At 65.9% G+C, this 26682-nt stretch carries 25 protein-coding genes; 12 read left to right on the top strand and 13 right to left on the bottom strand.

What is annotated here, in order from left to right; all coding sequences use genetic code 11:
- Positions 1-26: 26 nt before the first annotated feature.
- Both C6W92_RS01895 and C6W92_RS01900 read right to left on the bottom strand, forming a co-directional pair.
- Positions 27-1505: a PAS-domain containing protein gene (locus C6W92_RS01895; RefSeq protein WP_129431381.1), complete on the bottom strand. Its 1479-nt coding sequence runs from the start codon at positions 1503-1505 to the stop codon at positions 27-29.
- A 73-nt stretch (positions 1506-1578) separates the two neighbouring features.
- On the bottom strand, positions 1579-2943 hold the full coding sequence (locus tag C6W92_RS01900) for an ActS/PrrB/RegB family redox-sensitive histidine kinase (RefSeq protein WP_129431382.1): 1365 nt from the start codon (positions 2941-2943) through the stop codon (positions 1579-1581).
- Positions 2944-3025: 82 nt separating this feature from the next.
- Between C6W92_RS01900 and C6W92_RS01905 the strand changes: the two genes are divergently transcribed.
- The 5 genes from C6W92_RS01905 to C6W92_RS01925 all read left to right on the top strand — a co-directional run bounded on the left by C6W92_RS01905 (position 3026) and on the right by C6W92_RS01925 (position 8591).
- Positions 3026-3661, top strand: coding sequence for an SCO family protein (locus C6W92_RS01905; protein WP_129431383.1), 636 nt, complete (start codon positions 3026-3028; stop codon positions 3659-3661).
- Positions 3662-3733: 72 nt separating this feature from the next.
- A complete protein-coding gene (locus C6W92_RS01910) occupies positions 3734-4285 on the top strand; it encodes an ActR/PrrA/RegA family redox response regulator transcription factor (RefSeq protein ID WP_104018230.1) in 552 nt (183 codons plus the stop codon).
- A gap of 149 nt (positions 4286-4434) precedes the next feature.
- Positions 4435-5421 carry a glycosyltransferase family 2 protein gene (locus C6W92_RS01915; RefSeq protein WP_104018231.1) on the top strand — a complete coding sequence of 329 codons (987 nt, stop codon included), beginning with the start codon at positions 4435-4437 and terminating at the stop codon, positions 5419-5421.
- A 32-nt stretch (positions 5422-5453) separates the two neighbouring features.
- Positions 5454-7154 carry a beta-1,6-N-acetylglucosaminyltransferase gene (locus tag C6W92_RS01920; protein ID WP_129431384.1) on the top strand — a complete coding sequence of 567 codons (1701 nt, stop codon included), beginning with the start codon at positions 5454-5456 and terminating at the stop codon, positions 7152-7154.
- A 6-nt stretch (positions 7155-7160) separates the two neighbouring features.
- Positions 7161-8591 (top strand): nodulation protein NodH, encoded by a 1431-nt coding sequence (locus C6W92_RS01925; protein ID WP_129431385.1) that lies wholly within the window; start codon positions 7161-7163, stop codon positions 8589-8591.
- Between the two features lie 3 nt (positions 8592-8594).
- Here the strand turns inward: C6W92_RS01925 and C6W92_RS01930 are convergent, their stop codons facing one another.
- From C6W92_RS01930 to C6W92_RS01955, 6 genes are all read right to left on the bottom strand, one after another.
- Positions 8595-9059: a PTS sugar transporter subunit IIA gene (locus C6W92_RS01930; protein WP_129431386.1), complete on the bottom strand. Its 465-nt coding sequence runs from the start codon at positions 9057-9059 to the stop codon at positions 8595-8597.
- Positions 9060-9098: 39 nt separating this feature from the next.
- On the bottom strand, positions 9099-9662 hold the full coding sequence (raiA, locus tag C6W92_RS01935; protein WP_129431387.1) for a ribosome-associated translation inhibitor RaiA: 564 nt from the start codon (positions 9660-9662) through the stop codon (positions 9099-9101).
- Positions 9663-9875: 213 nt separating this feature from the next.
- Positions 9876-10640 carry an LPS export ABC transporter ATP-binding protein gene (gene lptB / locus C6W92_RS01940; protein WP_129431388.1) on the bottom strand — a complete coding sequence of 255 codons (765 nt, stop codon included), beginning with the start codon at positions 10638-10640 and terminating at the stop codon, positions 9876-9878.
- A complete protein-coding gene (gene lptA, locus C6W92_RS01945; RefSeq protein ID WP_241691041.1) occupies positions 10637-11125 on the bottom strand; it encodes a lipopolysaccharide transport periplasmic protein LptA in 489 nt (162 codons plus the stop codon). Before lptA ends, lptB begins: the two co-directional genes overlap by 4 nt.
- Positions 11126-11127: 2 nt before the next feature.
- Positions 11128-11751 (bottom strand): LPS export ABC transporter periplasmic protein LptC, encoded by a 624-nt coding sequence (lptC, locus tag C6W92_RS01950; protein ID WP_129431389.1) that lies wholly within the window; start codon positions 11749-11751, stop codon positions 11128-11130.
- A gap of 4 nt (positions 11752-11755) precedes the next feature.
- On the bottom strand, positions 11756-12367 hold the full coding sequence (locus C6W92_RS01955) for a ribonuclease D (RefSeq protein ID WP_129431390.1): 612 nt from the start codon (positions 12365-12367) through the stop codon (positions 11756-11758).
- 194 nt (positions 12368-12561) lie between these two features.
- Here C6W92_RS01955 and C6W92_RS01960 point away from each other — a divergent pair, with 194 nt between their 5' ends.
- The 7 genes from C6W92_RS01960 to mdoH all read left to right on the top strand — a co-directional run bounded on the left by C6W92_RS01960 (position 12562) and on the right by mdoH (position 22127).
- On the top strand, positions 12562-14181 hold the full coding sequence (locus C6W92_RS01960) for a thiamine pyrophosphate-binding protein (protein ID WP_129431391.1): 1620 nt from the start codon (positions 12562-12564) through the stop codon (positions 14179-14181).
- Between the two features lie 10 nt (positions 14182-14191).
- Positions 14192-15367: a CoA transferase gene (locus tag C6W92_RS01965; protein ID WP_129431392.1), complete on the top strand. Its 1176-nt coding sequence runs from the start codon at positions 14192-14194 to the stop codon at positions 15365-15367.
- Between the two features lie 78 nt (positions 15368-15445).
- Positions 15446-15916, top strand: a complete 471-nt coding sequence (locus C6W92_RS01970; RefSeq protein ID WP_129431393.1) for a DUF302 domain-containing protein — start codon at positions 15446-15448, stop codon at positions 15914-15916.
- A 202-nt stretch (positions 15917-16118) separates the two neighbouring features.
- A complete protein-coding gene (locus C6W92_RS01975) occupies positions 16119-17495 on the top strand; it encodes a tetratricopeptide repeat protein (protein ID WP_129431394.1) in 1377 nt (458 codons plus the stop codon).
- Between the two features lie 59 nt (positions 17496-17554).
- On the top strand, positions 17555-18766 hold the full coding sequence (locus C6W92_RS01980; RefSeq protein WP_241691042.1) for an OpgC domain-containing protein: 1212 nt from the start codon (positions 17555-17557) through the stop codon (positions 18764-18766).
- Positions 18763-20271 carry a glucan biosynthesis protein G gene (locus C6W92_RS01985; RefSeq protein WP_129431396.1) on the top strand — a complete coding sequence of 503 codons (1509 nt, stop codon included), beginning with the start codon at positions 18763-18765 and terminating at the stop codon, positions 20269-20271. The genes C6W92_RS01980 and C6W92_RS01985 overlap by 4 nt, the downstream gene beginning before the upstream one ends.
- On the top strand, positions 20259-22127 hold the full coding sequence (gene mdoH / locus C6W92_RS01990) for a glucans biosynthesis glucosyltransferase MdoH (RefSeq protein WP_129431397.1): 1869 nt from the start codon (positions 20259-20261) through the stop codon (positions 22125-22127). Before C6W92_RS01985 ends, mdoH begins: the two co-directional genes overlap by 13 nt.
- A gap of 3 nt (positions 22128-22130) precedes the next feature.
- Here mdoH and C6W92_RS01995 read toward each other — a convergent pair whose 3' ends face one another.
- From C6W92_RS01995 to C6W92_RS02010, 5 genes are read right to left on the bottom strand one after another with little or no spacing between them, the layout of a single operon-like run.
- Positions 22131-23093 (bottom strand): D-glycerate dehydrogenase, encoded by a 963-nt coding sequence (locus C6W92_RS01995; RefSeq protein ID WP_129431398.1) that lies wholly within the window; start codon positions 23091-23093, stop codon positions 22131-22133.
- A gap of 3 nt (positions 23094-23096) precedes the next feature.
- Positions 23097-23255 carry a hypothetical protein gene (locus tag C6W92_RS17605; protein WP_164989156.1) on the bottom strand — a complete coding sequence of 53 codons (159 nt, stop codon included), beginning with the start codon at positions 23253-23255 and terminating at the stop codon, positions 23097-23099.
- A 15-nt stretch (positions 23256-23270) separates the two neighbouring features.
- Entirely contained in the window at positions 23271-24614 is a 1344-nt protein-coding gene (locus C6W92_RS02000) for an amidase (protein ID WP_129431399.1), read from the bottom strand.
- Complete coding sequence (locus tag C6W92_RS02005) at positions 24604-26025, bottom strand: TRAP transporter large permease subunit (RefSeq protein ID WP_129431400.1); 1422 nt, start codon at positions 26023-26025, stop codon at positions 24604-24606. Before C6W92_RS02005 ends, C6W92_RS02000 begins: the two co-directional genes overlap by 11 nt.
- Positions 26022-26606: a TRAP transporter small permease subunit gene (locus C6W92_RS02010; RefSeq protein ID WP_129431401.1), complete on the bottom strand. Its 585-nt coding sequence runs from the start codon at positions 26604-26606 to the stop codon at positions 26022-26024. Before C6W92_RS02010 ends, C6W92_RS02005 begins: the two co-directional genes overlap by 4 nt.
- Positions 26607-26682 lie beyond the last annotated feature (76 nt).

Below are 26682 nucleotides of genomic sequence, written 5' to 3' on the forward strand. Positions count from 1 at the left end.
GCAAGCGCGATGCGGCGATCAGGCGGTCAGGCGGAGAGCGCGGCCCGGGTGTGTTCCGGCGGTGCGCGGCGCAGCGTGAGCATCACCTGGCCGGGGCCGAGCGGGACCAGGCTCAGGGCCAGCGCGGGGCCGGTGTCGCGCGCAAGCTGCCCAGTCATCGCTTGCGGCTGGCTGTCGGCGTCGAGGTGGACGGCCACCCCCTGCCAGATCGTGTCATCGGGAAACCGCGCGCGGCAGGTGTCGATCACGGCGTCGAGCGGCATCCCGGCCTCTCGTGCGCCCGGGTCGAGCCGCGTGAGCGTGGCGAATCGGCGGTTGCAAAACACCAGCCCGCCGCCGCGGGACAGCACGGCGATGGCGTCGTCCACGCGGTCGAGCGCCGCGAGCAGCACGTCGCGTTCGGCGCGCTGGTGGCGGGTGGCGGAGATTTCGTCGGAGATGTCCTCGATCAGGAAGGCCACCGCGCCGTCGGGATGCGGCCGCCCGGTGACGCGGTAGGTGCGCCCGGTCGCAAGGCTCCAGACCTCGCGGTACTGGCCGTCATGGGCGGCGTCGATCATCGCGTGGATCTGGCCGCGCCAGCTTGAATAGTTGCGCGGCTCGGGCATGACCTGCCGGTCGCGCAGCATGTCGAAGAAAGAGAAGATTTCCGGCTGCCCGCTGAGGAACACGGGGTCGAGCCCGGTGAGATCGGCGAGCGCCGGGTTGAACATGGCGAGCCGGTGCGCGCGGTCGAAGACGGCGAGGCCGGTGGGCAGGTCGGCGAAGCTGCGCCCCAGCGTCTGGACGAAGTCGCGCCGCGCCTCCTCGGCGCGGACGAGGGGGGTAACGTCGGTGGCAAAGACCAGAGTGCCGCTCGCGTCGTCGTGGCTGGCGAGATCGAACCAGCGTGGAGGGCTGTCGAGCGCGACGCGCGCCGATCCCGTGGCTGACAGAAGCTGCGCCCGGTCGTCGGGCGGCAGGGCCGCCGCCGCGGCATTTTCCCAGGTCACACACCCCTCTTTGTCGCGCAGCCAGACCGGCATCGGCATCCGCGAGAGCGCCACGCCCTGGCGTGAGGTTTCCTGGAGGTGTGCAAGAAGCGCGTGGCGCGTTGCCGAGCAGGCGGCGCGCGGGTCGCGCAGGGTGAGACGGGTGCGGGGGCCGCCGGTCTCGACCTCCAGCGTGGCGGGGTCGGTTTCGGGGTCTTGCGCGGTGTAGCGACGCGTTCCCCCGGGCGGCTGGCCGGGCAGCACGAAGCGCGGTGCCAGCCAGCGGGTGAGCCGCGCCCAGTCATCGCCGGTGTCGTCCTGAGTGGGCGGGAGCGCGCCCTCGTCCGCGTCGGTGTCGATGAGCGCGCCGTCGCGCAGCAGAAAGGTGGAGGTGGCCGCGGAGGGATCGGGCGGTGCGGCGGGCGCGCGACGTGGCGCGGGCAGCAGCGCCCCCGCGATCCACAGCGCCGCGACCGAGAGCGCGAGCGCCGCTGCCGCCAGAATCACCATTTCCGTCATCGCCATCGCCGCCATCCATCCGCTCCGCTGTCATCGCGTCCAGCGTTGCGCAAACTGGTTAAGACGGGCTTAACGTCGATCCGGGCAGTCAGCCGGAGAACGGGCGGTTCTCGCCCAGACCGGCGGCCCCGGTCTCGTCAGTGACGGCAATTGCGGCGAGTGGCCAGCTTACCTCGATGAGGGCGCCGGGCGGGTCGGTGCCGTTGGTAAAGGTCAGATCCGCGCCCGAGCGTTCCAGCAGGGTCTTGGCGATGAAGAGGCCAAGTCCCATGCCCTCGTAGCCCGGCCTGTGCGGATCGGGCGCGGCGCCGCGGCGGCGCATGAACGGCTCGCCCAGGCGGCCGATCATGTCCGGGGGAAAGCCGCGCCCGTCATCCATGATCCGCAGCGTGATGCGGCGGTCGCTCCAGCGGGTCTCTACGATGACCGTCTCACGCGCGAAATCGACGGCGTTCTGGATCAGGTTGCGCAGGCCGTGGATGATCTCGGGGCGGCGCAGCACCGTGGGCTGCGTCGTCGGGTCGTCGCCATTGGCGCCGTGGCGGAAGCGGATGCGTTTGCCGCGATCGACATGCGGCTCGGCGGCTTCTTCGACCAGGGCGGTGAGTGGGGCGCGGCGCAGGTGCAGGTCGTCCTTGCCGGCACGGCCCATCGAGCGAAGGATATCGCGGCAACGATTCGCCTGGTCGCGGATCAGCAGCGCGTCCTCGCGCAGGTCGGGGCGGTCGTCGAGATCATCGGCCAATTCGGTGCTGGTGAGCTTTATGGTGGCGAGCGGCGTGCCCAGTTCGTGCGCCGCCGCCGCCACCACGCCGCCCAGGTCGGTGAGCTTTTGCTCGCGCGCGAGCGCCATCTGCGTCGCCTGGAGCGCGTCGGACATGGTGCGCACCTCCTGCACGACGCGGCGCGAATAGACCCCGAGAAACACCACCGCGATGACGATGGCCACCCAGTTGCCGAAGCGGAAGATGTCGGGCACGCGCAGCACCTCGCCCTGCACTGTGCGCAGCGGCAGGTGGAACTGCATCAGCAGCGTCACGATGACGATGGCCATCACGCCCACGAACACCGTGGAGCGACCGGACAGCGCCGAGGCGGAGACGGTGACCGGACCGACGATCAGGATCGAGAACGGGTTGTTCATGCCGCCGGTGAGATAGAGCAGCACGCCAAGTTGCAGCATGTCGAACAGCACCACGAGGAGCGCATCCTGTTCGGCGAGGCGCTTGGTCTCGGCGAAGACGAAGGTGGCGACGAGGTTGGAGGCGACGGACACGCCGATCACGAGAAAGCACAGCCCCATTTCCAGGTCGAGGTGGAAGAAATGTTCGGCGACGACAAGCGCGCTGGCCTGCCCGGCGATCGCCCACCAGCGCAAGAGCGTGAGCGTCTTGAGGCGGATCCAGTTGCGCCCGTGGCCGGACGGGAAGCTGTCGGGGGAGATATCGGACATCTGCGCGGACACGTCCCATTGTGTGAACCAAGGATCGAAGGTAGAGGGTTGCACCGGAACCTGACCGAGGCAAGAGAGACCGATGATCCGCACGATTGCCATTGCCGCCGCCGCCATCGCCGTCGCGGGTCTTGGGGCCATGTATGTCGCAGGCTTTGGCGACGCCGATTCCGAGGATCGCTTTGCCCAGTGCCGGGCGTCGAACGTGGCGGGCGGGGCCGCGCAGATCGGCGGGCCGTTCGAGCTTGTGAGCGAGACCGGCGAGACGGTGACCGACAAGGACGTGATCGACAAGCCGACGCTGATTTATTTCGGCTATACCTTCTGCCCCGATATCTGCCCGCTGGATGCCGCGCGCAACGCCGCCGCCGTGGACCTGCTCGAAGAACGCGGTCACATGGTCAAGCCGGTGTTCATCTCGATTGACCCAAAGCGTGACACGCCCGAGGTGATGGCGGAGTTCACCGATTACCTGCATCCCCGGATGCTGGGCCTCACCGGCAGCGAGGAACAGGTGCGCGCCGCGTCCAAGGCCTATCGCACCTATTATCAGGCGCAGGAACCCGAGGAAGGCGCGGAGGAGTTCTACCTCGTGGATCACTCGACGATGAGCTATCTGAGCCTGCCCGGGCACGGCTTTGTCGAGTTCTTTCGCCGCGATGTGACACCCGAGCAGATGGCTGACCGGATCGCCTGTTTCGCCGACGCGGCCTCTTGACGCGTTTGTTTTGACGCCGAATAGTCCACGGGCTACAACCCCTTGCACGGATACGCGCAAGGGAGGTCGGCAATGACCGCAGAACAACTCGATATCGGCGAGGACAGGACGCTTCTGCTGGTCGATGACGACGAGCCGTTCCTGCGGCGGCTTGCCAAGGCGATGGAAAAGCGCGGATTCGAGGTGGAGATTGCCGACTCGGTCGCCGCGGGCCGCGCAAGCGCGCTGGCCCGCCCGCCCGCCTACGCGGTTTGCGACCTGCGGCTCGGGGACGGCAACGGGCTCGACGTGGTCGAGACGATCCGCGAGCGCAGGCCGGATGCGCGGATCGTGGTGCTGACGGGTTACGGGGCCATTGCCACCGCCGTCGCCGCGGTCAAGATCGGGGCAACGGATTACCTGTCCAAGCCTGCCGACGCGACCGATATCACCAACGCGCTCCTGGCCAGCGATGTCGACCTGCCGCCGCCGCCCGAGAACCCGATGAGCGCCGACCGCGTGCGGTGGGAGCATATCCAGAGGGTCTATGAGCTGTGCGACCGCAACGTGAGCGAAACGGCGCGGCGGCTCAACATGCACAGGCGCACGTTGCAGCGTATTCTCGCGAAACGCTCGCCGAAATAGGATGCCGTTCAATCTGTTGCCGATACCGCAACAATTCTCTGAATAGTGGCAATCTGTTCCAATGCGGGGTTGTATTAACCGGTCTCGGGTAGTGTGGTGACGACAGGGATTTTTAGGGGATCGCTTTGGGGGTTTGGCAATCATACCGGATGCGGCTCAGGCGCAAACGGGCCAAGATACGTGCGTTCCGCAAGCATTTCTCGCTGCGCCCGGTATCCGATCGCACCGGACAGATCCGCCCCGGCCAAGTGCTGCTGTTCTCGACGCTGCGCGACGAATATGTGCGGCTGCCCTATTTTCTAAAGTACTACCGCGACTTGGGGATCGCGCATTTCCTGATCGTGGACAATGACAGCAGCGACGGGGGAACCGAGTATCTCGCGCGGCAGCCCGATGTGTCGCTTTGGACCACGAAGGCGAGCTACAAGCGGTCACGCTTTGGCGTCGACTGGCTCAACTGGCTTCAGGCGCGCTATGGCCACGGGCACTGGACGCTGGTGGTCGATCCCGACGAATTCCTTGTCTACCCGTTCTGTGACACGCGACCCATCCGGGCGCTGACCGACTGGCTCGATTCCAGCGCGGTCAAGTCCTTTGGCGCGATGCTGCTGGACATGTATCCCAAGGGGCGCATCGACGCGGTGCCCTACCGCGCCGGGCAGGACCCGATAGAGATCGCCGCTTGGTTCGATTCTGGTAACTACATGGTCGAGAAGAACCGCCTCTACGGCAACCTGTGGATACAGGGCGGGCCGCGGGCGCGGGTGTTTTTCGCCGACCGGCCCAAGAAGGCGCCGGCGCTCAACAAGACGCCGCTGGTGCGCTGGGACCGGCGTTACGCCTATGACAGCTCTACCCACATGCTGCTGCCGCGCGGGCTCAACCTCACCTATGACGAGTGGGGCGGCGAGAAGGCGAGCGGCATCCTGTTGCACGCCAAGTTTCTCGACACCTTTGCCACCAAGGCCGAGGAAGAGCTGAGCCGGGGTCAGCACTACGCGGGCAGCGTCGAGTACAAGGCCTATGCCGCGCATGTGCGCGACAACCCCGAACTTTGGTGCAAGTGGTCGGAAAAGTATATAAACTGGCGGCAGTTGGAGATCCTTGGGCTGATGTCCAAGGGCAACTGGGCATGAGGCAGGGCCAGGGGACAGGGAATGGCAGCGACATGAGCCTCGGCATCGTCATGCTGGTTCATACCGCCTTTGGCCGGGCCGAGCAGGTTGCGCGCCATTGGGCGGCGTCGGGCTGTCCGCTGGCGATCCACGTCGACAAATCGGTGCCGCGCAAGGCCCACGCCGATTTTGTCGAGGCGCTGTCGGACCTGCCGGACCTGCGCTTTGCCAAACGCCATCGCTGCGAATGGGGCATGTGGGGGCTGGTGGCGGCCACGCAGGATGCCTCGGAGGTCATGCTGCGCGCGTTTCCCGACGTGCGGCATGTCTACCTCGCGTCCGGGTCCTGCCTGCCGCTGCGCCCGGTGCAGGAGCTGATCGACTATCTCGCGGCGCGCCCGCATACCGATTTCATCGAGAGCGCGACGACGGCGGATGTGCCCTGGACAATCGGCGGGCTGGACGAGGAGCGATTTACCCTGCGGTTCCCGTTTTCCTGGCGCAAGAACCGGTATCTGTTTGACAAATACGTGGCGCTGCAACGCGCAGTGGGATTCCGGCGGCGCATCCCCAACGGCATCGTGCCCCACATGGGCAGCCAGTGGTGGTGCCTCACGCGGCAGACGCTTTCGGCGGTGCTTCAGGACCCGGAGCGCCCGGTCTACGACCGCTACTTCTCGAAGGTGTGGATCCCCGATGAGAGCTATTTCCAGACCCTGGCGCGGCAGTATTCCCGCCAGATCGAGAGCCGGTCGCTGACGCTGTCGAAATTCGACTACCAGGGCAAGCCGCATATCTTTTACGACGACCACCTCCAGCTCTTGCGCCGGTCGGACTGTTTCGTGGCGCGCAAGATATGGCCCTATGCCAACCGGCTCTACGAGGCGTTCCTGACCGATCAGGCCAGCGCGATGAAGCGGACCGAGCCCAACCCGGGCAAGATCGACCGTATTTTCGCCAAGGCGGTGGAGCGGCGCGTGCGCGGGCGGCCGGGCCTGCTGATGCAGAGCCGGTTCCCGGTGGAGGGGCGCGAGAACCGAACGACCTGCGCACCGTATTCGGTGTTCGAGGGGTTCGTCGAGTTGTTCGAGAATTTCGAGCCGTGGCTGGCGCGGGTGACGGGAATGCGGGTTCATGGCCACCTGTTCGCCCCCGCGCGCGCCGAGTTTGCCGATGGCCAGGCGGTGATGGCCGGGGCGCTGTCGGACAGCGCGGCGCTGCGCGACTACAACAAGCGCGCCTTTCTCACCAGCCTGATCTGGAATACGCGCGGCGAGCGGCAATGTTTTCAGATGGGCCCGGGCGACGAGGTCGAGGATATCGAGTGGGACATCGCCAAGGACCCGAACGCGCAGATTTCGGTGATCTCGGGTGCGTGGGCGGTGCCGCTGTTTCAGTCCAACGCCAATTTCGCCGACCTGCGCAGCGAGGCGGCGCGGCTCCAGCATGTCGAGGCCGAGCATCTCAAGGTGCTGCGCTCGCAATGGGCGCGGGCGCGGGTGCGGATATGGACGATGGCGGAATTCGTCGAATCGCCGATGGAGCCGTTGCAGAGCGTCCTTGACGAGATCGGCCACAGCAATCCGCGCGGATTGGCCGAGGTGCCGCGCATGGCCGATCTGAGCGGCTTCGGGCAATTCCTGCAAAACCTCAAGAACCAGGGGATGCATCCCTACCTGATGGGCGATTTCCGGGCCGATACCGGGGTCCACGAGCCACCGGGAAACCGGGGCAGGCCCTACCTTGTGCGGTAGCGGGCGATGACGGCGGGTTTCGATTATTTCGTGATCTTCGCGGAGATGCGCACCGGCTCCAATTTCCTGGAGAGCAATCTCAATGCGTTCGACGGGATCGAGTGTCACGGCGAGGCGTTCAATCCGCATTTCATCGGTTATCCGAACCGGACCGAGCTGCTGGGGATAACGCAGGCCATGCGCGACGAGGAGCCGGCACGCCTGATCGGGGCGATCAAGGGGCAGTCGCAGGGTATCGGCGGATTCCGCTTCTTTCACGATCACGATGCGCGGGTGCTTGACCCGATGCTGGACGATCCGCGCTGCGCCAAGATCGTGCTGACGCGCAACCCGGTGGACAGCTACGTGTCGTGGAAGATCGCGCAGGCAACGGGACAGTGGAAGCTTACCAACGTCAAGCGGCGGCGCGACAGCACCGTGCGTTTTGACGCCGAGGAATTCGAGGGCCATCTCGCGCGGCACCAGGCGTTTCAGCTCGTGCTGCTCAACCGGCTTCAGACCAGCGGACAGACGGCGTTCTACATCGGCTACGACGATCTGCAATCGGTCGAGGTGATGAACGGGCTGGCGCGCTATCTCGGCTGCGAGGCGCGGCTCGAGGCGCTCGATGCCTCGCTCAAGCCGCAGAATCCCGAGCCGCTGGAACGCAAGGTCGAGAATTACGACGAGATGGCGCGGGCGCTGGCGCAGTTCGACCGGTTCGACCTGTCGCGCACGCCGAATTTCGAGCCGCGCAGGGGCGCGGCGGTGCCGGGTTTCGTCACCGCCGCGCATGCGCCGCTTGTCTACATGCCGGTGCGCGGAGGGCCAGAGGCGGAAGTGCGCGCGTGGCTGGCCGCGCTTGATGGGGTGCCCGAGGACACGCTGCCCACCCGGCTCAACCAGGGCGCGCTGCGGCGGTGGATGCGGGGCAAGCCGGGGCACCGGTGGTTCACCGTGCTGCGCCACCCGGTGGCGCGGGCACATGCCGCGTTCTGCGAGCGGATCCTCGTGCCGGGGCCGGGCTGTTTTAACAGCATCCGGCGCACCCTGCGCAAGGCCTACAAGTTGCCGATCCCAGCCGATTGGCCCGATCCGGGCTATGACCGGGCGGCGCATCGCGCGGCATTCGCCGGGTTTCTCGGGTTTCTCAAGGCCAACCTCGCCGGGCAGACCGCGATCCGGGTGGATGCCCATTGGGCGACGCAGGCGGCGGTGATCGAGGGGATGGCGCAATTTGGCGCGCCCGACGCGATCCTGCGCGAGGAAGAGATGGCGGCGGGGCTCGTGGCGGTGGCGCGGCAGGTGGGGGTCGCGGCACCGCAAGCGCCGGGTTCGGTGGTGCCGACGGGGCCGTTTGAGCTCGGCGATATCTACGATGACGAGATCGAGCGCCTGACGCGCGCCGTTTACCAGCGCGACTACGTGACCTTTGGCTTCGCCGATTGGGCGTCGTAGGGCTCAGGCGGCTTGCGCCGCCTGAGCCTCTGACACGATGGTGTAGAGCGTCGCGCTGTCGTGGTTGGCGCGCAATTTGGCGCAGAACGCGGTGTCGCGCAGGGTGCGCGAGACCAGTGCCAGCGCCTTGAGATGCTCGACCCCCGAATCGGTCGGCGCGAAGAGTGCGAAGACGAGGTCCACGGGCTGGCGATCCACCGCGTCGAACGGGATCGGCTTGTCGAGCACGGCGAGCGCGCCCACCACCCGGTCGAGCCCGTCGAGCCGCGCATGTGGCAGGGCGACGCCGTTGCCAACGCCCGTGGGCCCGAGGCTCTCGCGCTCCAGCAGGGCGTCGATGGCATCGGAATGCGGCACGTCATAGGCCGCCTCTGCCAGCGCGCCCAACTCGTTCATCAGGCGCTTCTTGCTGCTGACGCCGGACAATGCACGGACGGCCTCGGGTTTGAGGAGCATGGTTAAATCCATATTTTATGACGTATCGACCGGCTTGCCGGTCATCCTCGATCAGGGGTCAATCCAGCCGATATTGCCGTCATCCCGGCGATATACGACATTGACCGTCTCCTTGCCTTCCTTGCGGAACACCAGCACCGGCGCGCCAGCAAGCTCCATCTGCATCACCGCCTCTCCGACCGAGAGAGAGGGGATCTGTGTCTCCATCTCGGCCACGATGATCGGTTGCAGGCTGTCGGGTTCGTCCTCGGCCCCGCCCACATCCGATGAGAGGATATACGAGGACACGCCGGTGAGTTCAACCGGTTCCGAACGGTCCTTGTGATGGTCTTTCAGGCGGCGCTTGTAGCGGCGAAGCTGCTTCTCCATCTTCTCGCTGCAGGCATCGAAGGCGGCGTAAATCTCGTGCGCCTTGGCCTTGGCCTGTGCGGTCAGCCCGGTGGAAAGATGCACGACGGCCTCGCAGGCGAACTCGCTCGCATTCTTGGAAAATGTCACTTGCGCGTCGGTCGGGCGTTCGGCGTATTTCGACACCACCGTGCCAAGCTCGTCCTTGACGTGAGTCTGAAGGGCTTCGCCGATGTCGATCTGCTTTCCACTGATTTGATAGCGCATCTTGCCTCCTTTTATTCCACGGACTGGCGCGGCACAGGGTGTGCGCGCGTGGTCAGGCCCGGTTCTCGATGCAGATAGGGGACATGTCCTGATCTTGGCCGAAGCCCGCCCCACCGCGTGGGGATGATCGGGAATCCGGCGTGCGATCACCACATGTCATGATACAATTGACGCCCCTTGCCGGGCCTTTGTCAATCCGATTTGCGCAGGCGATCACGAGATGCGAAATGTGTCGCCGAGATAGACCCGGCGCACGTTTTCGTTATCGACGACGTCGCGGGGGCTGCCGGACATCAGCACCTTGCCATCGTGCAGGATATAGGCGCGGTCCACGATCTCTAGCGTTTCGCGCACGTTGTGATCGGTGATCAGCACGCCGATGCCGCGCTTCTTCAGGTCGGCCACGAGGTGGCGGATATCGCCGACCGAGATCGGATCGACCCCGGCAAACGGCTCGTCGAGCAAGAGGTAACGCGGATTGGCGGCGAGACAGCGCGCGATCTCGACGCGGCGTCGCTCGCCGCCCGACAATGCGAGCGCGGGGGCGCGGCGCAGGTGTTCGATGGAGAACTCCGACAAGAGCTGTTCGAGCCGCTCGCGGCGGTGTGCGCGTGACGGCTCGGTGATCTCGAGGATGGCCATGATGTTGTCCTCGGCCGAGAGGCCGCGGAAGATCGACATTTCCTGCGGAAGGTAGCCGATCCCGAGCTTGGCGCGGCGATACATCGGCAGCGCCGTCACGTCGCGGCCATCGATAAAGATATGCCCGCCCTCGGGATGGATGAGGCCCGCGATGGCGTAGAATGTCGTGGTCTTGCCCGAGCCGTTGGGACCGAGCAGCGCCACCACCTCTCCCTGATCGAGCGAGAGCGAGACGTCGCGGATCACCAGCTTCTTGCTGTAGCTCTTGCGCAGGTTCTCGACCCGCAGGCCGGTCGCGTCGTTGCTGTGCGCGAGGCTGAGGCTTGCCGCGCTCATTGATCGCCACCCGGTTGCAGCACGGTCTTGACCCGCCCGCTCACGCGGGCGGTGCCCGCGGCGGTATCGACAAGGACGGTCTCGCCGGTGATCGCGTTGTCACCCTGCACGAGCAGCACGTCACCGCGCAGTTCGATCATGCCGGTGGTGATGTTGTAATCGGCGCGCGCCGCTTCGGCGGCGTCCTCGCCGCTGACAAGGGTGACGCCGCCGGTCGCCTCAAGCGATTCTATCCCGCTCTGGTCGGCGAGGTAGATCACTCGCACCCTCGGGGCCGACAGCCGCATGGCGCCCTGCGAGATGACCACGCTGCCGGTAAAGAGCGCGGTGTTGTCGGCCTGGTTGACGTTGAGATTGTCGGAGGTCACCTCGATCGGCAGAGAACGGTCGCTCTGAACCTGGCCGAACGCCACCGGAGCGCCTTGCGCTCCCGCCAGGACCGGCAGGCACAAAAGCGCCATGGCGGCGGCAAGGCGTGCAAACATCGTCACTGGTCCTGTTCCTTCTCGATATTCGGGCGGTATACCAGCTTGACGCCCCCGCTGAAAACCAATTCGGCATCGCCGCTTCCGGGGGCCTCGCGCAGGATCATGTGCCCGGCGTCCAGGTCACCCAGCGGCCCGGTGGCGGTGACCGGCCCGGGGCTTTTGGCGTAGAGCGCGTCGAGGCGGGTGTCGAGCCGGTCCGTGTCGATCTCGTAGCCGGTCGTGCTGGTGATATGGACCGCGCCTTCGAGCATTGCTGTCATCTTCGTCTGGTCGAGCCGGGCGTTGGCCGCGCTCAGGTTCAGCACGGTCCCGCCAATCAGGCCAATCTCGCCGGTGATGCGTTCGGCTATGAGACGCCGCATGTCGTCGGGGTCGGGCCAGGCGACATCGGCGCGCATCTTGATCTCGTCTCCCCGCCCGGAAATCCCGGCAAAGCTGGGGCGCGTCACTCCGAGGCTCTGCGCGCGCTGTTCGAGGTCGATGGGGGCGGTCGGCACGGGGCCGGACGGATCAATGGTGTTGGAAATGAGAAACAGGGTGGACAACAGCCCGAGCGCCACGAGCGGCAGGAGAATTTTCATCCCCGCCACGATGCGCGAATAGGTGTTGTCAGCGCGGGCCATCGGGTCAGTGGGCGAAAATGTCGGTCTCGGGCCATCCGGCGAGGTCGAGCCGCGCGCGCACGGGCAGGAACTCGAAACAGGCCTGGGCCAGATCGGTGCGCCCCTCGCGGGCGAGCATCGCGTCGAGCGTCTCGCGCAGCCGGTGCAGGTAAAGCACATCCGACGCGGCATAGGCGTGCTGTGCCTCGCTGAGTGTCTCCGCCCCCCAGTCCGAGCTTTGCTGTTGCTTGGAGATATCCACGTTCAGCAATTCCTGAAGCAGGTATTTCAGCCCGTGCCGGTCGGTATAGGTGCGCACCAGCTTCGATGCGATCTTGGTGCAATAGACCGGGGCGGCGAGCGCGCCAAAGGCGTGATACATCGCCGCGATGTCGAACCGCCCGAAATGGAAGAGCTTGAGCACGTCCGGGTCGGTCAGCAGCCGCTCGAGGTTGGGCGCGCGTGTCTGCCCCTTGGCCACCTGCACCAGATGCGCGTCGCCATCGCCGCCCGAGAGCTGCACGAGGCAGAGCCGGTCGCGATGCGGGTTGAGGCCCATCGTCTCGCAATCTATCGCGACGACGGGGCCGAGATCGAGCCCGTCGGGCAGATCGGCCTGGTAGATGTGGTTCGTCATGAAATGCCCTTTCGCCTGCGCGGGGTCACGCCGTGAAAACAGGAGATTCGGGTCTGATTAGGCGCTTTCGCCGCATCCCTCAACCCGGATATGGGGCGCGTCCGGCCGCGCCGCCACCGCTTTCGTCGCAATCCGGCTTGCGGTCCCGGGGCAGCTCGGCCACAAATCGTGCGGATATCGAGAAGGAGCCCCCGATGACCGACGCCAGCATACGCGCCGCCGACCACCTCGCCCGGCGTCTTTACGAGGCCGGCTGCCGACATGCCTTCGGCATGCCCGGCGGCGAGGTGCTGACCGTGATGGACGCGCTGGCACGCGCGGGGATCGAGGTGACGCTGGCGCGGCACGAGAACGCCGCCGCCTTCATGGCCGAGGGGACGTGGCACCGCACCGGCGCGCCCGGCATCCTGATCGCGACGCTGGGGCCGGGGGTGCTCAATGGGGTCAACGCCATCGCCAACGCGCATCAGGACCGGGTGCCGCTGATCGTGATTTCCGGCTGTGTCGATGCCGACGAGGCGCTGACCTATTCCCACCAGATCCTCGATCACGAGGCGGTGCTGGCCCCGATCACCAAGGCCACGTTCCGACTGACCGCGCAAGGCGCCGACATCATCGCCGACAAGGCGGTGGGCATCGCCACCGAAGGCCGCCCCGGCCCGGTGCATATCGACGTGCCGATTTCCGTGGCCGACGAGCGGGTGAGCCTGCCGCGCCTGCGCCGCCGCCCCGACGCCGCGCCGATGGTGCCCGACGACGCCACGCTGGCACGCGCGCGCGGCTGGCTTGCCGCGGCGGAGCGACCGGTGATGGTCGTGGGGCTCGATGCCGTCAACGAGGGCGCGGCCAGGACCGTACGCGAGGTGGCCGAGCGCCTGTCGATCCCGGTCATCACCACCTACAAGGCCAAGGGCATCATCCCCGAGACGCATCCGCTCAGCTTGGGCGGCGCGGGGTTGTCGCCGCTGGCCGATGGTATCCTCGTGCCCTTCGTGCAGCAGGCCGACCTGATCCTTTGCGTGGGTTACGACCCGATCGAGATGCGCCCCGGCTGGCGCGAGATATGGGATCCGGCGGCGGTCAACGTGATCGACATCACCGCCGAGCCCAATCATCAGTACATGCACCAGGCGACGATGAATGTCGTGGGGGCCTGTGCGCCGTCGCTTGCCGCGATGGCCGAGGGCGTGACGCCGCGCGCCACGTGGCCCGGCGGCGAGGTGGTCGCGGCGCGCGAGGCGCTGGCGCAGGCGTTCCCGGTGGCGGACAGATGGGGCGCGGCGGCGGTGATCGACGAAGCGCGCCGCGTGCTGCCAGAAGACACCATCGCCACCGTCGACAGCGGCGCGCACCGCATCCTCTTGTCGCAGATGTGGGTGACGCATCACCCCCGCTCCGTGCTGCAATCCACCGCGCTGTGCACGATGGGTTGTGCCGTGCCGCTGGCGATGGGTGCCAAGCTCGCCACGCCCGAGGCGACGGTGGTGAGCTTTTCCGGCGATGCCGGGTTCCTGATGGTGGTCGGAGAGCTTTCGACCGTGGCGGAGCTGGGCCTGCCGGTGATCTTTGTCGTGTTCGTCGATGCGAGCCTCGCGCTGATCGAAAAGAAACAGCGCGAGCGACAGATGACAAACCTTGCGGTGGATTTCGGCCATCATGATTTTGCATCCATCGGTCGCGCGTTCGGCGGCAATGGTGTGCGGGTGACGAGCCGGGCCGAGCTGCGTGCCGCGCTGATCGAAGCGCAGGGCGCCGACCGCTTCACCGTCATCGCCGCCGAGATCGACCGCGGCTCTTATGACAACCGTTTCTGAGGAGGTGCCCATGCCCGGCCCGCTGGATGGTCTCGTTATTCTCGACCTGAGCCGGATTCTGGCCGGTCCCACCTGCACGCAGCTCTTGGGTGACCTCGGCGCCGAAATCATCAAGATCGAGAGCCTCGCCGGTGACGATACGCGACAATGGGGGCCGCCTTTCACGCTGGACGCGGAGGGCAATCCCACCGACCTGTCGGCCTATTTCATGTCCGTCAACCGCAACAAGAAATCGGTGGCGGTGGACCTGACCGATCCAGAGGTCCAGAAATGCCTTCGCGATCTGGCAGGCCGTGCCGACGTGGTAATCGAGAATTTCAAGCCCGGGGGCCTGCGCAAATACGGCCTCGATCACGAGACGCTCTGCGCCGCCTATCCGGGTCTTGTCTACTGCTCCATTTCCGGCTTCGGCCAGACCGGGCCGAACCGCGACAAGCCCGGCTATGACCTGATGGCGCAAGGGTTTGGCGGCATCATGTCGATCACTGGCGAGGCGGGGCGCGAGCCGATGAAGGTGGGCGTGGGCGTGGCCGATGTGGTCTGCGGCCTCTATGCCGCGACAGGTATTCTGGCGGCGCTGCGTCACCGCGACGCCACGGGAGAGGGGCAGCATATCGACCTGGCATTGGTGGATGCGACCATGTCCTGGCTGGTCAACCAGGGGCTCAATTACCTGACCTCTGGCACCGCGCCTGTCCGCGCGGGCAACGCGCACCCCAATATCGTGCCCTACCAGGTGTTTGCCACGTCCGACGGATACGTGATCGTCGCCGTGGGCAATGACAGCCAGTATGCGCGGTTCTGCGATTACCTTGGCCAGCCTGATTGGGCCAGTGATCCGCGCTTTGCCACCAATAGCGAGCGGCTCGCGCATCGCGACACGCTGGTGCCGATGATCGCCGCGGTGCTGGAGCGCCGCACCACACGCGACGTCATCGACGGGCTGGAGGCGCGCAAGGTGCCGGTGGGCCCGGTCAATACCATCGACCAGGCGCTCGAATCCGACCAGGCGCAGGCGCGGGAGATGACCATCACCCTGCCCGCGCCGCAGACCGCGACGGGCGAGGTGCGGCTGCTGGGCAATCCGCTCAGATTCTCGCGCACGCCCGTCAGCTATCGCCGCGCGCCGCCCGAGACGGGGGCGGATACCGAGGCGGTTCTGTCACGGCTTCGGGACGATCTGTAACCTTGGCTCGCGGCCACGTGATTTGCCGCGACTCGAGGCAAGGCGTAGCCCTCCGGGTATCAAACCGGAGGGCTATTCATGCATGGAATTCTGAAACTTCTCGCCATTCTCGCGCTATTTGCCGCGCCCGCGCAGGCGGTCGAGCCGCGCGACGGCTGGATCGTCCACGAGACGAACAAATCATATGCCGATCTGGTGCAGGCGGTACGCGACGCGGTCAGCGAGGCCCCCATCGCCATCGTCACGCAGGCCAGCGCCTCGGACGGGGCGCGGATGCAGGGCCACACCATCCCCGGTAACCGCGTTTTCGGGCTTTACCGAAACGATTACGCCCGCCGGATGCTTGATGCGAGCGTCGCCGCCGGGATTGAGGCGCCGATCCGGCTCTATGTCACCGAGCAGGCGGACGGCACCGCGACGCTCAGCTACAAGACGCCGAGCCATGTCTTTGCGCCCTATGCCGAGGAGGGGGGCGCGGCGCTGCGTGCACTGGCGGACGAGCTTGACGCGGTGTTCGAGGATGTGGCGCGGGCGGCTGTGGCCGAGTGAGGCCAGATTTTGTGCCATTTCTTCGCCGCAAGCGGGTTCTCGCGCATCGCCATGCGCCTGAGGGTTGAGCGGCGCTGCACAACACGTCACATTCCGAACCCGGAAAATAACGTATTGGTGAGGACCCTCGCGACCGTGTTGCCGGTGTCACATTTAGCGGGCTAGCTGAAACCGATAAGTATCGCCGAAAGGAAACCGGGCCATGCGTAACGATCAATTCGGGTATGACATCTCGCTCTCGTCCCCCGAGGCCGTTCAGGCCTGGGACAGGATGGTGCTGGCATTCCTTGCCCACGCCGCCGCGACGCCCGAGCATCTGGGCAAGGTGCTGGAGGCCGAGCCCGGCTTTGCCATGGCGCACGCGGTCAAGGGGCTGTTCTGCCTCATGCTGGGGCGGCGCGAAATGGATGAAACCGCCCGCGCCGCGCACGAGACCGCGGTGCTTTGTGCCCGACAGGGCGCGCCGCTGCCGCGCGAGACGGGCTATGTGCGCGCGCTGGGTGCCTGGCTCGGCGGGCGACCCTCGGACTCGGTGCGCGAGATGGAGGCGATCCTGACGCGCTGGCCAGAGGATGCGCTGGCGATGAAGATCAGCCATGCGATCCGCTTCATCCTTGGTGACAAGGATGGGATGCGCGCCTCGATCGAGGCGGTCCTGCCCGCCTATGACGTGCAGAACCCGGCCCGCGGCTACCTGTTCGGCTGTCACGCCTTTTCGCTGGAGGAAACCGGCGAGTATGGCCGCGCCGAAACGGCGGGGCGCATGGGGCTGAGCGTGTCGCCCGACGATGCCTGGGGCCTGCACGCGGTGGCGCATGTCTTCGACATGACCTGCAATGCGCGCGCCGGGCTCGACTGGCTGGAGGGGCGCGAACACGCCTGGGCGCATTGCAACAATTTTCGTTACCATGTCTGGTGGCACAAGGCGCTGATGCATCTCGACCAGAACGAGATAGAGGCGGTGTTTCACCTCTACGACACCGAGGTACGCAAGGACCGCACAGACGATTTCCGCGACATCTCGAACGGCACGGCGATGCTGATGCGGCTCGAACTGGAGGGGCACGACGTGGGCGACCGCTGGGAAGAGATGGCCGATATCTGCGAGGCGCGCACCGAGGACGCCTGTCTCATCTTTGCCGATCTGCACTACCTGCTGGCGCTCATCGGCGGCGGTCGCAAGAGCGCGATCCGGCGGATGATGACTCGGCTTCATGCCGATGCCAAGCGTGGCGGCGAGAGCGAGATGATGAGGCGCATGGCCAATCCCGGCCTGTCGGCGGCGTCCGGGCTTGAGGCTTTCGGCGAGGGTGACTACAAGACAGCCTTCCTCAACCTGAAACAGGCGCGCCATTCCATGCAGCTTGCCGGCGGCAGCCACGCGCAACGCGACATCTTTGAACGGCTGAGCATCGATGCCGGGATTCGCGCCGGATTCCTTGACGACGCCGAAACGATGCTGGGCGAGCGCAGTGCGCGGCGCGCCGGCAGGCACGACCGCTATGCCAGCACCCGGCTCGATCTCATCGCCGAGACGCGCGGCGAGTGGGGCGAGGCCGGGCGCCTGCCGGCCGAGTGAGCGCGCGACACGATCAGCAAGGACACGACACCGCCATGACGAGTGTTGCCGATCCAGCCATGCCACGGGCGCCTGCCCGCGAGGCGGCGACTGCCGCACCCGCGACGGGCACGCGCGATATCCGGCTGGATTTCTTTCGCGGTTTGGCGATGTTCATCATCCTCGCCGCCCATACGCCGCGCAATTTCGTTACGAGCTGGATCCCGGCGCGCTGGGGGTTTTCGGATGCCACCGAGATCTTCGTGTTCTGCTCGGGCATGGCCTCGGCCATCGCCTTTGGCCGCACCTTCGACCGGGCGGGCTGGCGGCTTGGGTCGGCGCGGGTGGGTTACCGCGTCTGGCAGGTCTACTGGGCGCATCTCGGGCTGTTTTTCGCCGTGGCCACGCTGATGGCGGCGATCGACCATTTCGGCGATTTCGACAAGGTCTATATCGGCTCGCTGAACCTGTGGAAGTTCTTTGCCGACCCGGGGCCGCAACTGGTGGGGCTGTTCACGCTCACCTATGTGCCCAACTATTTCGACATCCTGCCGATGTACATGGTCATCCTGGTGATGATGCCGCTGATGATGGCGCTGAGCCGGGTGAGCGTCTGGGCGGTTTTCGCCGTGATGGCGGTGATCTGGCTCTTTGCACAGCGGTCGGTGCTCGACTCGCTGGGCATGATCGACCTGCATCTCGGCTTTCCGGCAGAGCCGTGGTCGGATCGCAAGTGGTTCTTCAATCCGTTCGGCTGGCAACTGGTGTTCTTTACCGGGTTTGCCCTGATGCGCGGCTGGATACCGAAACCACCGGTGAACAAGGCGCTGATCGCGCTTGCGCTGGTGATCGTGCTCGCCAACGTGCCGCTGTCGCATATCGGGATGCGCGAGTTCGGCTTTGACTGGGCGCGCGATTGGCGCATCGCCAATCGCGGCCTGCTCAACAAGTCTGATTTCGGCATCTTGCGCTACGTGCATTTCCTGTCCCTCGCCTATCTGTGCTGGGCGGCGGCGGGTGATGGCGGTGCGCGGCTGAGGGCCGTTGGCCGGGGAATCGGGGCACAAACCTGGGGCGGCCTGCTCGCGATGATCCTGAAGGTGGGGCAGCAGTCGCTCGCCGTGTTCGTCTTCTCGATGTTCCTTGCGCGGCTGTCGGGTTTCGTGATGGACCAGATCGGGCGCAACACCTGGAACATGACACTGGCGAATTTCATCGGCTTCGCCGCGCTCGTCGTGGTGGCCTACGCGGTGTCTTGGTTCAAGGCGCAACCGTGGAGGGCGGCGCGATGATCCGGCGCGATGTCTTGCAGGGTCTTGGCGCGCTGGCCGTTTGGCCCGGACTGGCGCGGGCGGACGAGGGCGCGCCCTTTTCCGAGGCCATGTTGCACGACCTGGCGCGCGAAGTGGCATCGCGCCCCTATGCCAAGCGCCCGCTGGTGCCGCAGGCATGGCGCGACCTGACCTATGATCAGTATCGCGCGATCCGCTACGATACATCGCGAGCCTTCTGGGCCGAGACCGACACGACGCTCGAATTCGATCTCTTCCCGCCGGGGCTCTACTTCCCGCACTCGGTCGAGGTGAACATGGTCGAGGACGGCGTCGCGCGTCGCGTGCCCTTCGACATGTCGCTTTACGAGAAGCACGAGATCGTGCCGGACGATCTACCCGTCGATGACCGGCTGGGCTATTCCGGCGTCCGGCTCCGGGCCGAGATCGCGAGACCGGGCTTTTTCCAGGAGTATGCCGTGTTTCAGGGGGCCAGTTATTTCCGGGTGATCCCCCGCGATATGGTCTATGGGCTTTCGGCGCGCGGGCTGACCGTGAATACAGCCGCGCCAGAGGGCGAGGAATTTCCGGATTTCACCCGGTTCTGGGTCGAGAAACCCGCCCCCGGCGCGCGGCTCCATCGCATTCACGCGCTGATGGAAAGCCCCTCCGTCACCGGGATGTATCATTTCACGCTCGATCCCTATGGCCCCTCGGCGGATGTCGATGTGCGCTGCACGCTTTGGCCGCGGACCGATCTCGAAAATGCCGGGATCGCGCCGCTGACCTCGATGTTCTATTTCGACGCCAAGAACCGCGACCGGTTTAACGATTTCCGTTCGGCTGTGCATGACAGCAACGGGCTCACGATCCATAACGGCAATGGCGAGATGCTGTGGCGGCCGTTGGGCAATCCCCGCACGCTCCAGGTATCGAGCTTCGTTGATGACGGTCCGCGGGGCTTTGGCCTTGCACAGCGCGCCCGGCGCTATTCAGATTTCCACGATCTGGAGGCACAGTATCACCGTCGCCCCAGCGTCTGGATCACGCCTGGAGAGGACTGGGGTCGCGGCGCCGTGACGCTGGTGGAGATACCGACCGACAAGGAGATATTCGACAATATCGTGGCCTATTGGCGCCCGCGCGTTCCGCTGGCGGCAGGCAGCGAACACGCCTTCAGCTATCGCATGTCCTGGACCGGCGAAATTCCCGGGCAAAAGCCCGTGGCATCGGTGCTGGAGACGCGGATCGGGCGCGGGTTTCCACACGATCTGCGGCAGGTGGTAACCGTGGATTTCGCCCCGCACCCGGCGGTGCCCGAGGACCTAGACGAGTTGGTGATCTACGTGAATTCCAACCGGCTCGAGACCTCGGACGGCCTGGTTCAGCGCAACCCCGAAACCGGCGGGGCGCGGCTCGCGTTTTCCTTCGATCCCGGCGAGGTGGACGTGGCGGAAATGCGCGCGCAGCTTTTCCACGAGGGACGCGCGGTGACAGAGGTATGGCTCTACAAATGGACGGCGTAACCCCCTTTCCAGGCGGTGACGTGATGCCGCCCCCCGCGCCGCTTGCGCACCCGGTGCAGGATCTGCGGCGGGCGCACCGCGATCCCCGTGCGCCCGCGTGGCCGCCGGCGCGCGGTGTCTGGTGGCGGCGTGCGGCGACGTTTGTGCCCGCGGTCACGACCACGGGCGGGCTCGCCTGGGCGTTTGCCGACTGGCTGTCGGATGGCGGCATGTGGTGGCTGGAATGGGTGTTGTTGGCGCTGGTGACGGCCACGTTCTTCTGGGTTGCGCTGTCGGTGGCCACGGCGACGTTGGGGCTGGGCTGTCACCTGTTGCACAGGCGCGGCGGCGTGCGCGGGGCTGTCTCGCCGCTCGACGTGGCGCTCGTGGTGCCGGTCTACAACGAGGAAACCGCCGACGTGTTCGGCAATGCCTGCGCGATGATGATGGCGCTGCGTGACGCGGGCACGGTGCACCGGTTTGATCTCTACATCCTCAGCGACACGCAGGACGCCGCCATCGCGCTCGCCGAACGGCGCGCCCTAGCCACTTTGCGCCGGGCGCTGCCGCCCGGTCTGCGGGTCTGGTATCGCCGCCGGCTCGACAATTCCGGGCGCAAGGTGGGCAACCTGCGGCAATGGCTCGAAACATGGGGCGGGGCGCATGACGCGATGCTGGTGCTCGACGCCGATAGCCTGATGAGCGCCGGTGCGATCGTCGCGCTCGCCGACGAGATGGCCGCCGATCCGGGTGCGGGGCTCATTCAGACGGCGCCGCTGGTGATCGGCTCGGAGACGGTGTTCGGTCGGATGCAGCAATTCGCGGCGGCGGTCTACGGCTCGCTCCTGTCCGCCGGGCTCGCGGGTTGGACCGGGGCGGAGAGCAATTACTGGGGTCACAACGCGATCCTGCGCACGCGCGCCTTTGCCGATTGTGCCGGGCTGCCGCGAATGCCCACGCTGACACGGCGTCGGGGTGCGCTGATCCTGAGCCACGATTTCGTCGAGGCCGCGCTCTTGCGCCGTGCCGGCTGGGCGGTGCGGTTCCTGCCGGGGATCGGCGGCAGCTACGAAGAGCCGCCCGCGACCCTGATCGACTATGCGCTGCGCGACCGGCGCTGGTGCCACGGAAACCTTCAGCACTTGGCGTTGCTGGGCACCAGGGGCCTTCATGTCGTGTCGCGGTTTCACCTGCTGCATGGTGCGATGAGCTACCTGCTGTCGCCCGCGTGGTTCATCCTGCTGGTGATCTGGGCGCTTCTGGGCAACGGGCCGGACAGCGTCATCAGCTATTTCTCGGCGGACAATCCCCTCTACCCGGTCTGGCCAGAGATGAGCGGCGTGCAGTCGGGGATGATCCTGCTCTTCATGTACGCGATGCTGCTCGCACCCAAGGCGATGGGGGCGCTCGCGGTCCTGCTGGGCGAGGTGCCGGTGGTGCGGTTCGGCGGCGCGGGGCGCTTCGCGGCGTCGCTGTTGGCCGAGATCGTGCTGTCGATCCTGTTTGCGCCGATCATGATGGTGCAACAGGTGGTGGCGGTTCTGCGCACGGTCGCGGGCATCCGCCCGATGTGGTCGCCGCAGGCGCGCAAGGGCGGCGATTACGGCGCGGCGACGGTGCTCAAGTTCCACGCGCTGGAAACGGTGAGCGGTCTGCTTCTGGCGCTGGGGATCGCGGCGGGGCTGGTGTCGCTGTGGCTTCTGCCCATTGCGGTGAGCCTCGGGCTCGCCGTGCCGCTTTCGATGCTCTCGGGGCGGCGGCTGGCGCGGCTCATGGCCACGCCCGAGATGGTCGACCCGCCCGCCATCCTGCGGCTCGCGCGCGCGTCGCGCGCGATGTTCCGCGCGGCGGACACCACGCCCATTGCGGCGGAATAGAACCTAGACCAGCCGATCCCCCGGCGTATCCCCGGCAAAGAACGCATCGAGGTTGTCGAGCGCGCGAAAGCCCATCGCGTCGCGCGTGGCGCGGGTGGCGCTGCCGATATGGGGCAGCATGAAGATGTTTTCATGCGCGGCAAAGGCGGGGTTGCCGCCCGGCTCCACCTTGAAGCAATCGAGACCGGCGGCGGCGATGTGACCCGACTCTATCCCTGCCAAAAGCGCGTCCTCATCCACAAGCGCACCGCGCGCGGTGTTCACCACGACCGCGCCTTGGGGCAGCTTGGCGATGCGGTCTCTGTTCAGCAGATCGACCGTGTCGGGCGTCGCCGGACAATGCAGCGACAGGAAATCCGCCACTTCCAGCAGGCTGTCGACATCCTCGTGAAAGACCGCGCCCTGCTCGACCTCGGGGGCGAGCCGCGAGCGGTTGTGGTAATGGATCTCCATGCCGAAACCGCGCGCCTTTTCGGCGAATGCCCGGCCCACGCGGCCCATCCCCACGATGCCCAGCCGCGCACCGGTCACCTGCTTGCCCACCATGAAGGAGGGCGACCAGCTGTCCCACTGCCCCTGCCGCACAAGGCGATCCCCGCGCACCGCGTGCCGTGCCGCGCCCAGCATCAGCAGCATGGCGATCTCGGCGGTGGCGTCCGACAGGACGTCGGGCGTGTTCGTCACCACGATGCCGCGTGATTTCAGCGCGTCGAGGTCGCAATGATCGACGCCCACCGAATGATTGGCCACGATCTTCAGCCGGGGGTCGAGTTTTGCCACCACGTCCGCGGTGAAATGCTCGGAGTGGCAGGGGATCATCCCGTCCACCTTTGCACTCATCGCGACGATGTCCTCGGCCGTGCCCGGCGTGTCGGCCTCGTTCACGATCACCTCGTAGTCGCGCCGCGCGCGCTCCAGCGTCGCATCCGACAGGCGGCGCGGAATCCAGATCACCGGTTTGGACATGGCCTAGCTATTGTTCTTGCTGGAGGTCACGAAATCATAGGCCGCGAGCCCGGCGGCAAGGACCGTCACGATCCACAGGTCGGTCTCGCCGATCTCGCTGGCGAGGATATAGAGAAACGCGGCCAGCACCACGAAGGCGAAGAGCGCCAGAAGCCTGTTCATGTCGTCATCCTTTCGTCATTCCCCGGCCTCTGTCAGCCAGTTATGAAACCAGTTCGCACTGCGCAAGAGCCGCCCGTCATTGCCGCGCGCGGCGACCATCTGCACCCCCATCGGCAGCCCGTTCTCGGCGGTGAAGGCGGGCACCGTCACGGCGGGCACGCCGGTCAGCGTCCAGACCCCGTTGAAGATCGCGTTTCCGGTGAAATCGAGCCCCTCTGGCGCCGGCCCGGTGGCGGCGGGGCAGAGGATCGCGTCGCACCGCTCGAAGATTTCGTCCAGCCCGGCATAAAGCACATCGGGCCAGTCCAGCGCGGCGAGGTAATCGCGTGCGAGGATCGCGTTACCCTTGGTCAGCGCCTCCTGCGTGCGGGGGCCGAGGGCCTCCATCTCCTTGCTGTAGCGATAGTAATAACGCGCCATTTCCGCGAAATTGATCCGCTCGCGGATCGCTGCCGCCTCGCCGAAGGCATTGGGCAGCGGGGCCTCGAACACCTGCTCTCCCAGCGCGTCGGCCAGTTCGGCAAAGGCGGCGTGCACCTGCGGATCGGCCTCGTCCCAGCCGGGCGGCTTGACGAAGGCAAAGACCGGCTTCACCGGCGGTTTCGAGGTGGCGATGCCGTGCATGTCGGGCACCGGCGCGACCACGGTCGCCGCATCACCCGTGTCGTGCCCCATGAGTACCTGCGACAGCAACGCTGCATCGGCGGGCGTGCGGGCAAACACCCCAACGGTGTCGAGCGTCGGTGACTGCATCAGCACGCCGGTGCGCGGGATCGCCCCAAAGCTAGGCTTGAACCCGGTGACGCCGCAATACGACGCGGGCCGGATCACCGATCCGCCGGTTTGCGTGCCCACGGCGAGCGGCACCATCCCGTCGGCCACCGCCGCGGCAGAGCCCGAGGACGAGCCGCCGGGCGAGTGCGCGGGATTGTGGGGATTACGGGTCTTGCCCGCCTGCATGTAGGCCAGCTCGGTCGTGACCGTCTTGCCCATGATGATCGCGCCCGCCGCCTTCAGCCGTTCGACGATGGCGGCATCCTTGATCGGCACGCGGCCCTGATCCAGCGCACAGCCGTTCTCGGTGGGGATTTTTGCCGTGTCGATGATGTCCTTCAAGGCCACCGGCAGCCCGTGCAACGGCCCGATGGGCCGCCCCGCCTGCCGGTGTGCATCCAGCGCCCTGGCCTGGTGGCGGACGAAATCGGGATCGAACCACGCCCAGGCCTGCACCTCGGGCTCGCGCGCTTCGATGCGTGCGATACAGGCCTCGGCCAGCTCCAGCGCGCGCACCGCCCCGCTTGCCAGACGCCCGCGCAGCGCGCAGGCGTCGAGGCTCAGCAGATCGACCTTATCCGCCATACATCAGCTCCGGCAGGTAGAAGACGATCTGCGGATAGATGTACATCAGCGCCATCGAGATGAAAACGCAGAGCAGGAACGGCATGACCCCCGCGAAAATCTGCGTCAGGCGGATCTCCGGTGGTGCGATTCCCTTGAGGTAATAGGCGGACATGGCCATTGGCGGTGTCAGAAAGCTGGTTTGCAGGTTGAGCGCCACGAGGATGCCGAAGAACAGCGGATCGACATCGAAGAACTGCAACAGCGGCAGGAAGATCGGCACGAAGATGATGATGATCTCGGACCATTCCAGCGGCCAGCCCAGCAGGAAGATGATGAGCTGTGCCAGCAACAGGAAGGCCAGCGGGCTGAGGTCCAGCCCCTGCACGAATTCGGAGATCACATGCTCGCCGCCCAGGTAGGAGAACACCGCCGAGAAGGTATAGGAACCGACAAACAGCCAGCACACCATCGCCGTGGTGCGGACCGTGAGATAGACGCTCTCGCGCATCCGCTGCCACGTCATTGCCCGGTAGACAAAGGCGAGGAAGATGCCGCCCAGCGCGCCGATCGAGGCTGCCTCTGTAGGGGTCGCGAGGCCGAAAAGGATCGAGCCGAGCACCGCCATGATGAGAAACGCCAGCGGGACGAAGGAGGTCACGATCATCAGGATGAGCTTGATCATCGGGATGTCCGGCACTTCCTCCTTGCTCGGCTTCGGGGCGGCCGAGGGCTGGATTATCGCGCGCCCGATCACGTAGACTAGGTAGAGCCCGACCAGAACCAGCCCCGGCAGCAGCGCCGCCGCGTAAAGCCGCACGATCGACACGTTCGAAGCCGCCGCATAGACGATCAGCATGATCGAGGGCGGAATGAGAATGCCCAGCGTGCCGCCCGCGCAAATGATGCCAGAGGCGAATGACGGGTCGTAGCGCGCCTTGAGCATCGCGGGTAGCGCCAGCAGGCCCATCAGCGTCACAACCGCGCCCACAATCCCCGTGGCGGTGGCAAAGAGCGCACAGGTGATGAGCGCGGCAACGCCCATTGAACCGGGCATGTTCTTGGCCGCGACGTTGAGCGTGGAAAACAGGCGGTCCACGATATTGGCGCGCTCGACGATATAGCCCATGAACAGGAATAGCGGCACGGCGGTCAGAACCTCGTTCGACATCACCGTGAATGTCTGGTTCACGAACAGGTCGAATATTCGGTTGTTGAAGAACCCCTCGACCCAAAGGGACCACTGGTCCCAGGTGCTCGCCACCGTCTCGTCCAGACGGTTGAACTCGCGCCACATGCGGCGCTCTTCGAAATAGGCGTAATAGCCAAAGCCGATGCCCATCGCCATGAGGGTGAAGGCGATCGGAAAGCCCAGAAACACGAAGACAATGAACAGCCCCAGCATCATCAGGGCGATTTGCGGATCGGTCATGGATGTGCGTCCTTTTCGGCCTCGGCGGCCTTTTGCATCAACAGGTCCTCGGTCTCGAAGACGTCTTCTTCGGCGGCCAGCCACTCATTGGTGCGCATCGCGAGGATGCAGCGGCAGACCTGCGCCATGCCTTGGATGAAGAGCAGGATACCGGCGGCGACGATCACCGTCTTGAACTGGTAGATCGGCACGCCCGCGGGGCTGTTGACCGACACTTCGCCATACGACCACGATTTCGAAGCGTATTTCCAGCCCGAGAAGATCAGCGCGGTGATGCCCGGAAAGAAGAACAGGATATAGAGAACCAGGTCGATCTTGGCCTGGTTGCGCGGCTGCCACAGGCGATAGAGGAAATCGCCCCGCACATGCCCGCCGCGCGATAGCGTATAGGCCCCGCCCATCATGAACAGCGTGCCATACATGATGAAGGACACGTCAAGCGCCCAGGCTGTCGGGTTGTTGAAGACATAGCGCACCACCACCTCGTAGCCGGTGCCGACCGACATCAGGACAATGAGCCAGGCGAATGCCTTGCCGAACCAGGCCGACAGATTGTCGGCGAAGCGTATGAAGCCGATCACGCGAACCCCCCGTTATGCTGGAAAAGTGGCCCCGGTGCTGTGCACACCGGGGCCGGTTTCAATAAGGTCTTTGCCT

Source organism: Roseovarius sp. A46, from assembly GCF_004126395.1.
In the GTDB taxonomy this organism is placed as follows: Bacteria; Pseudomonadota; Alphaproteobacteria; order Rhodobacterales; family Rhodobacteraceae; genus Roseovarius; species Roseovarius nitratireducens.

Excerpts from the sequence above, each read along its gene's own strand:
- C6W92_RS01965 (WP_129431392.1), top strand. The coding sequence starts at position 14,192 with ATGCCCGGCCCGCTGGATGGTCTCGTTATTCTCGACCTGAGCCGGATT.
- C6W92_RS01905 (WP_129431383.1), top strand. The coding sequence starts at position 3,026 with ATGATCCGCACGATTGCCATTGCCGCCGCCGCCATCGCCGTCGCGGGT.
- C6W92_RS02005 (WP_129431400.1), bottom strand. The coding sequence starts at position 26,025 with ATGACCGATCCGCAAATCGCCCTGATGATGCTGGGGCTGTTCATTGTC.
- C6W92_RS01980 (WP_241691042.1), top strand. The coding sequence starts at position 17,555 with ATGCCACGGGCGCCTGCCCGCGAGGCGGCGACTGCCGCACCCGCGACG.
- raiA (WP_129431387.1), bottom strand. The coding sequence starts at position 9,662 with ATGCGCTATCAAATCAGTGGAAAGCAGATCGACATCGGCGAAGCCCTT.
- C6W92_RS01920 (WP_129431384.1), top strand. The coding sequence starts at position 5,454 with ATGAGCCTCGGCATCGTCATGCTGGTTCATACCGCCTTTGGCCGGGCC.
- C6W92_RS01975 (WP_129431394.1), top strand. The coding sequence starts at position 16,119 with ATGCGTAACGATCAATTCGGGTATGACATCTCGCTCTCGTCCCCCGAG.
- C6W92_RS02000 (WP_129431399.1), bottom strand. The coding sequence starts at position 24,614 with ATGGCGGATAAGGTCGATCTGCTGAGCCTCGACGCCTGCGCGCTGCGC.
- C6W92_RS01925 (WP_129431385.1), top strand. The coding sequence starts at position 7,161 with ATGACGGCGGGTTTCGATTATTTCGTGATCTTCGCGGAGATGCGCACC.
- lptC (WP_129431389.1), bottom strand. The coding sequence starts at position 11,751 with ATGGCCCGCGCTGACAACACCTATTCGCGCATCGTGGCGGGGATGAAA.
- C6W92_RS01960 (WP_129431391.1), top strand. The coding sequence starts at position 12,562 with ATGACCGACGCCAGCATACGCGCCGCCGACCACCTCGCCCGGCGTCTT.
- lptB (WP_129431388.1), bottom strand. The coding sequence starts at position 10,640 with ATGAGCGCGGCAAGCCTCAGCCTCGCGCACAGCAACGACGCGACCGGC.
- mdoH (WP_129431397.1), top strand. The coding sequence starts at position 20,259 with ATGGACGGCGTAACCCCCTTTCCAGGCGGTGACGTGATGCCGCCCCCC.
- C6W92_RS17605 (WP_164989156.1), bottom strand. The coding sequence starts at position 23,255 with ATGAACAGGCTTCTGGCGCTCTTCGCCTTCGTGGTGCTGGCCGCGTTT.
- C6W92_RS01910 (WP_104018230.1), top strand. The coding sequence starts at position 3,734 with ATGACCGCAGAACAACTCGATATCGGCGAGGACAGGACGCTTCTGCTG.
- lptA (WP_241691041.1), bottom strand. The coding sequence starts at position 11,125 with ATGTTTGCACGCCTTGCCGCCGCCATGGCGCTTTTGTGCCTGCCGGTC.
- C6W92_RS01895 (WP_129431381.1), bottom strand. The coding sequence starts at position 1,505 with ATGGCGGCGATGGCGATGACGGAAATGGTGATTCTGGCGGCAGCGGCG.
- C6W92_RS01915 (WP_104018231.1), top strand. The coding sequence starts at position 4,435 with ATGCGGCTCAGGCGCAAACGGGCCAAGATACGTGCGTTCCGCAAGCAT.
- C6W92_RS01955 (WP_129431390.1), bottom strand. The coding sequence starts at position 12,367 with ATGACGAACCACATCTACCAGGCCGATCTGCCCGACGGGCTCGATCTC.
- C6W92_RS01995 (WP_129431398.1), bottom strand. The coding sequence starts at position 23,093 with ATGTCCAAACCGGTGATCTGGATTCCGCGCCGCCTGTCGGATGCGACG.
- C6W92_RS01970 (WP_129431393.1), top strand. The coding sequence starts at position 15,446 with ATGCATGGAATTCTGAAACTTCTCGCCATTCTCGCGCTATTTGCCGCG.
- C6W92_RS01900 (WP_129431382.1), bottom strand. The coding sequence starts at position 2,943 with ATGTCCGATATCTCCCCCGACAGCTTCCCGTCCGGCCACGGGCGCAAC.
- C6W92_RS01930 (WP_129431386.1), bottom strand. The coding sequence starts at position 9,059 with ATGGATTTAACCATGCTCCTCAAACCCGAGGCCGTCCGTGCATTGTCC.
- C6W92_RS01985 (WP_129431396.1), top strand. The coding sequence starts at position 18,763 with ATGATCCGGCGCGATGTCTTGCAGGGTCTTGGCGCGCTGGCCGTTTGG.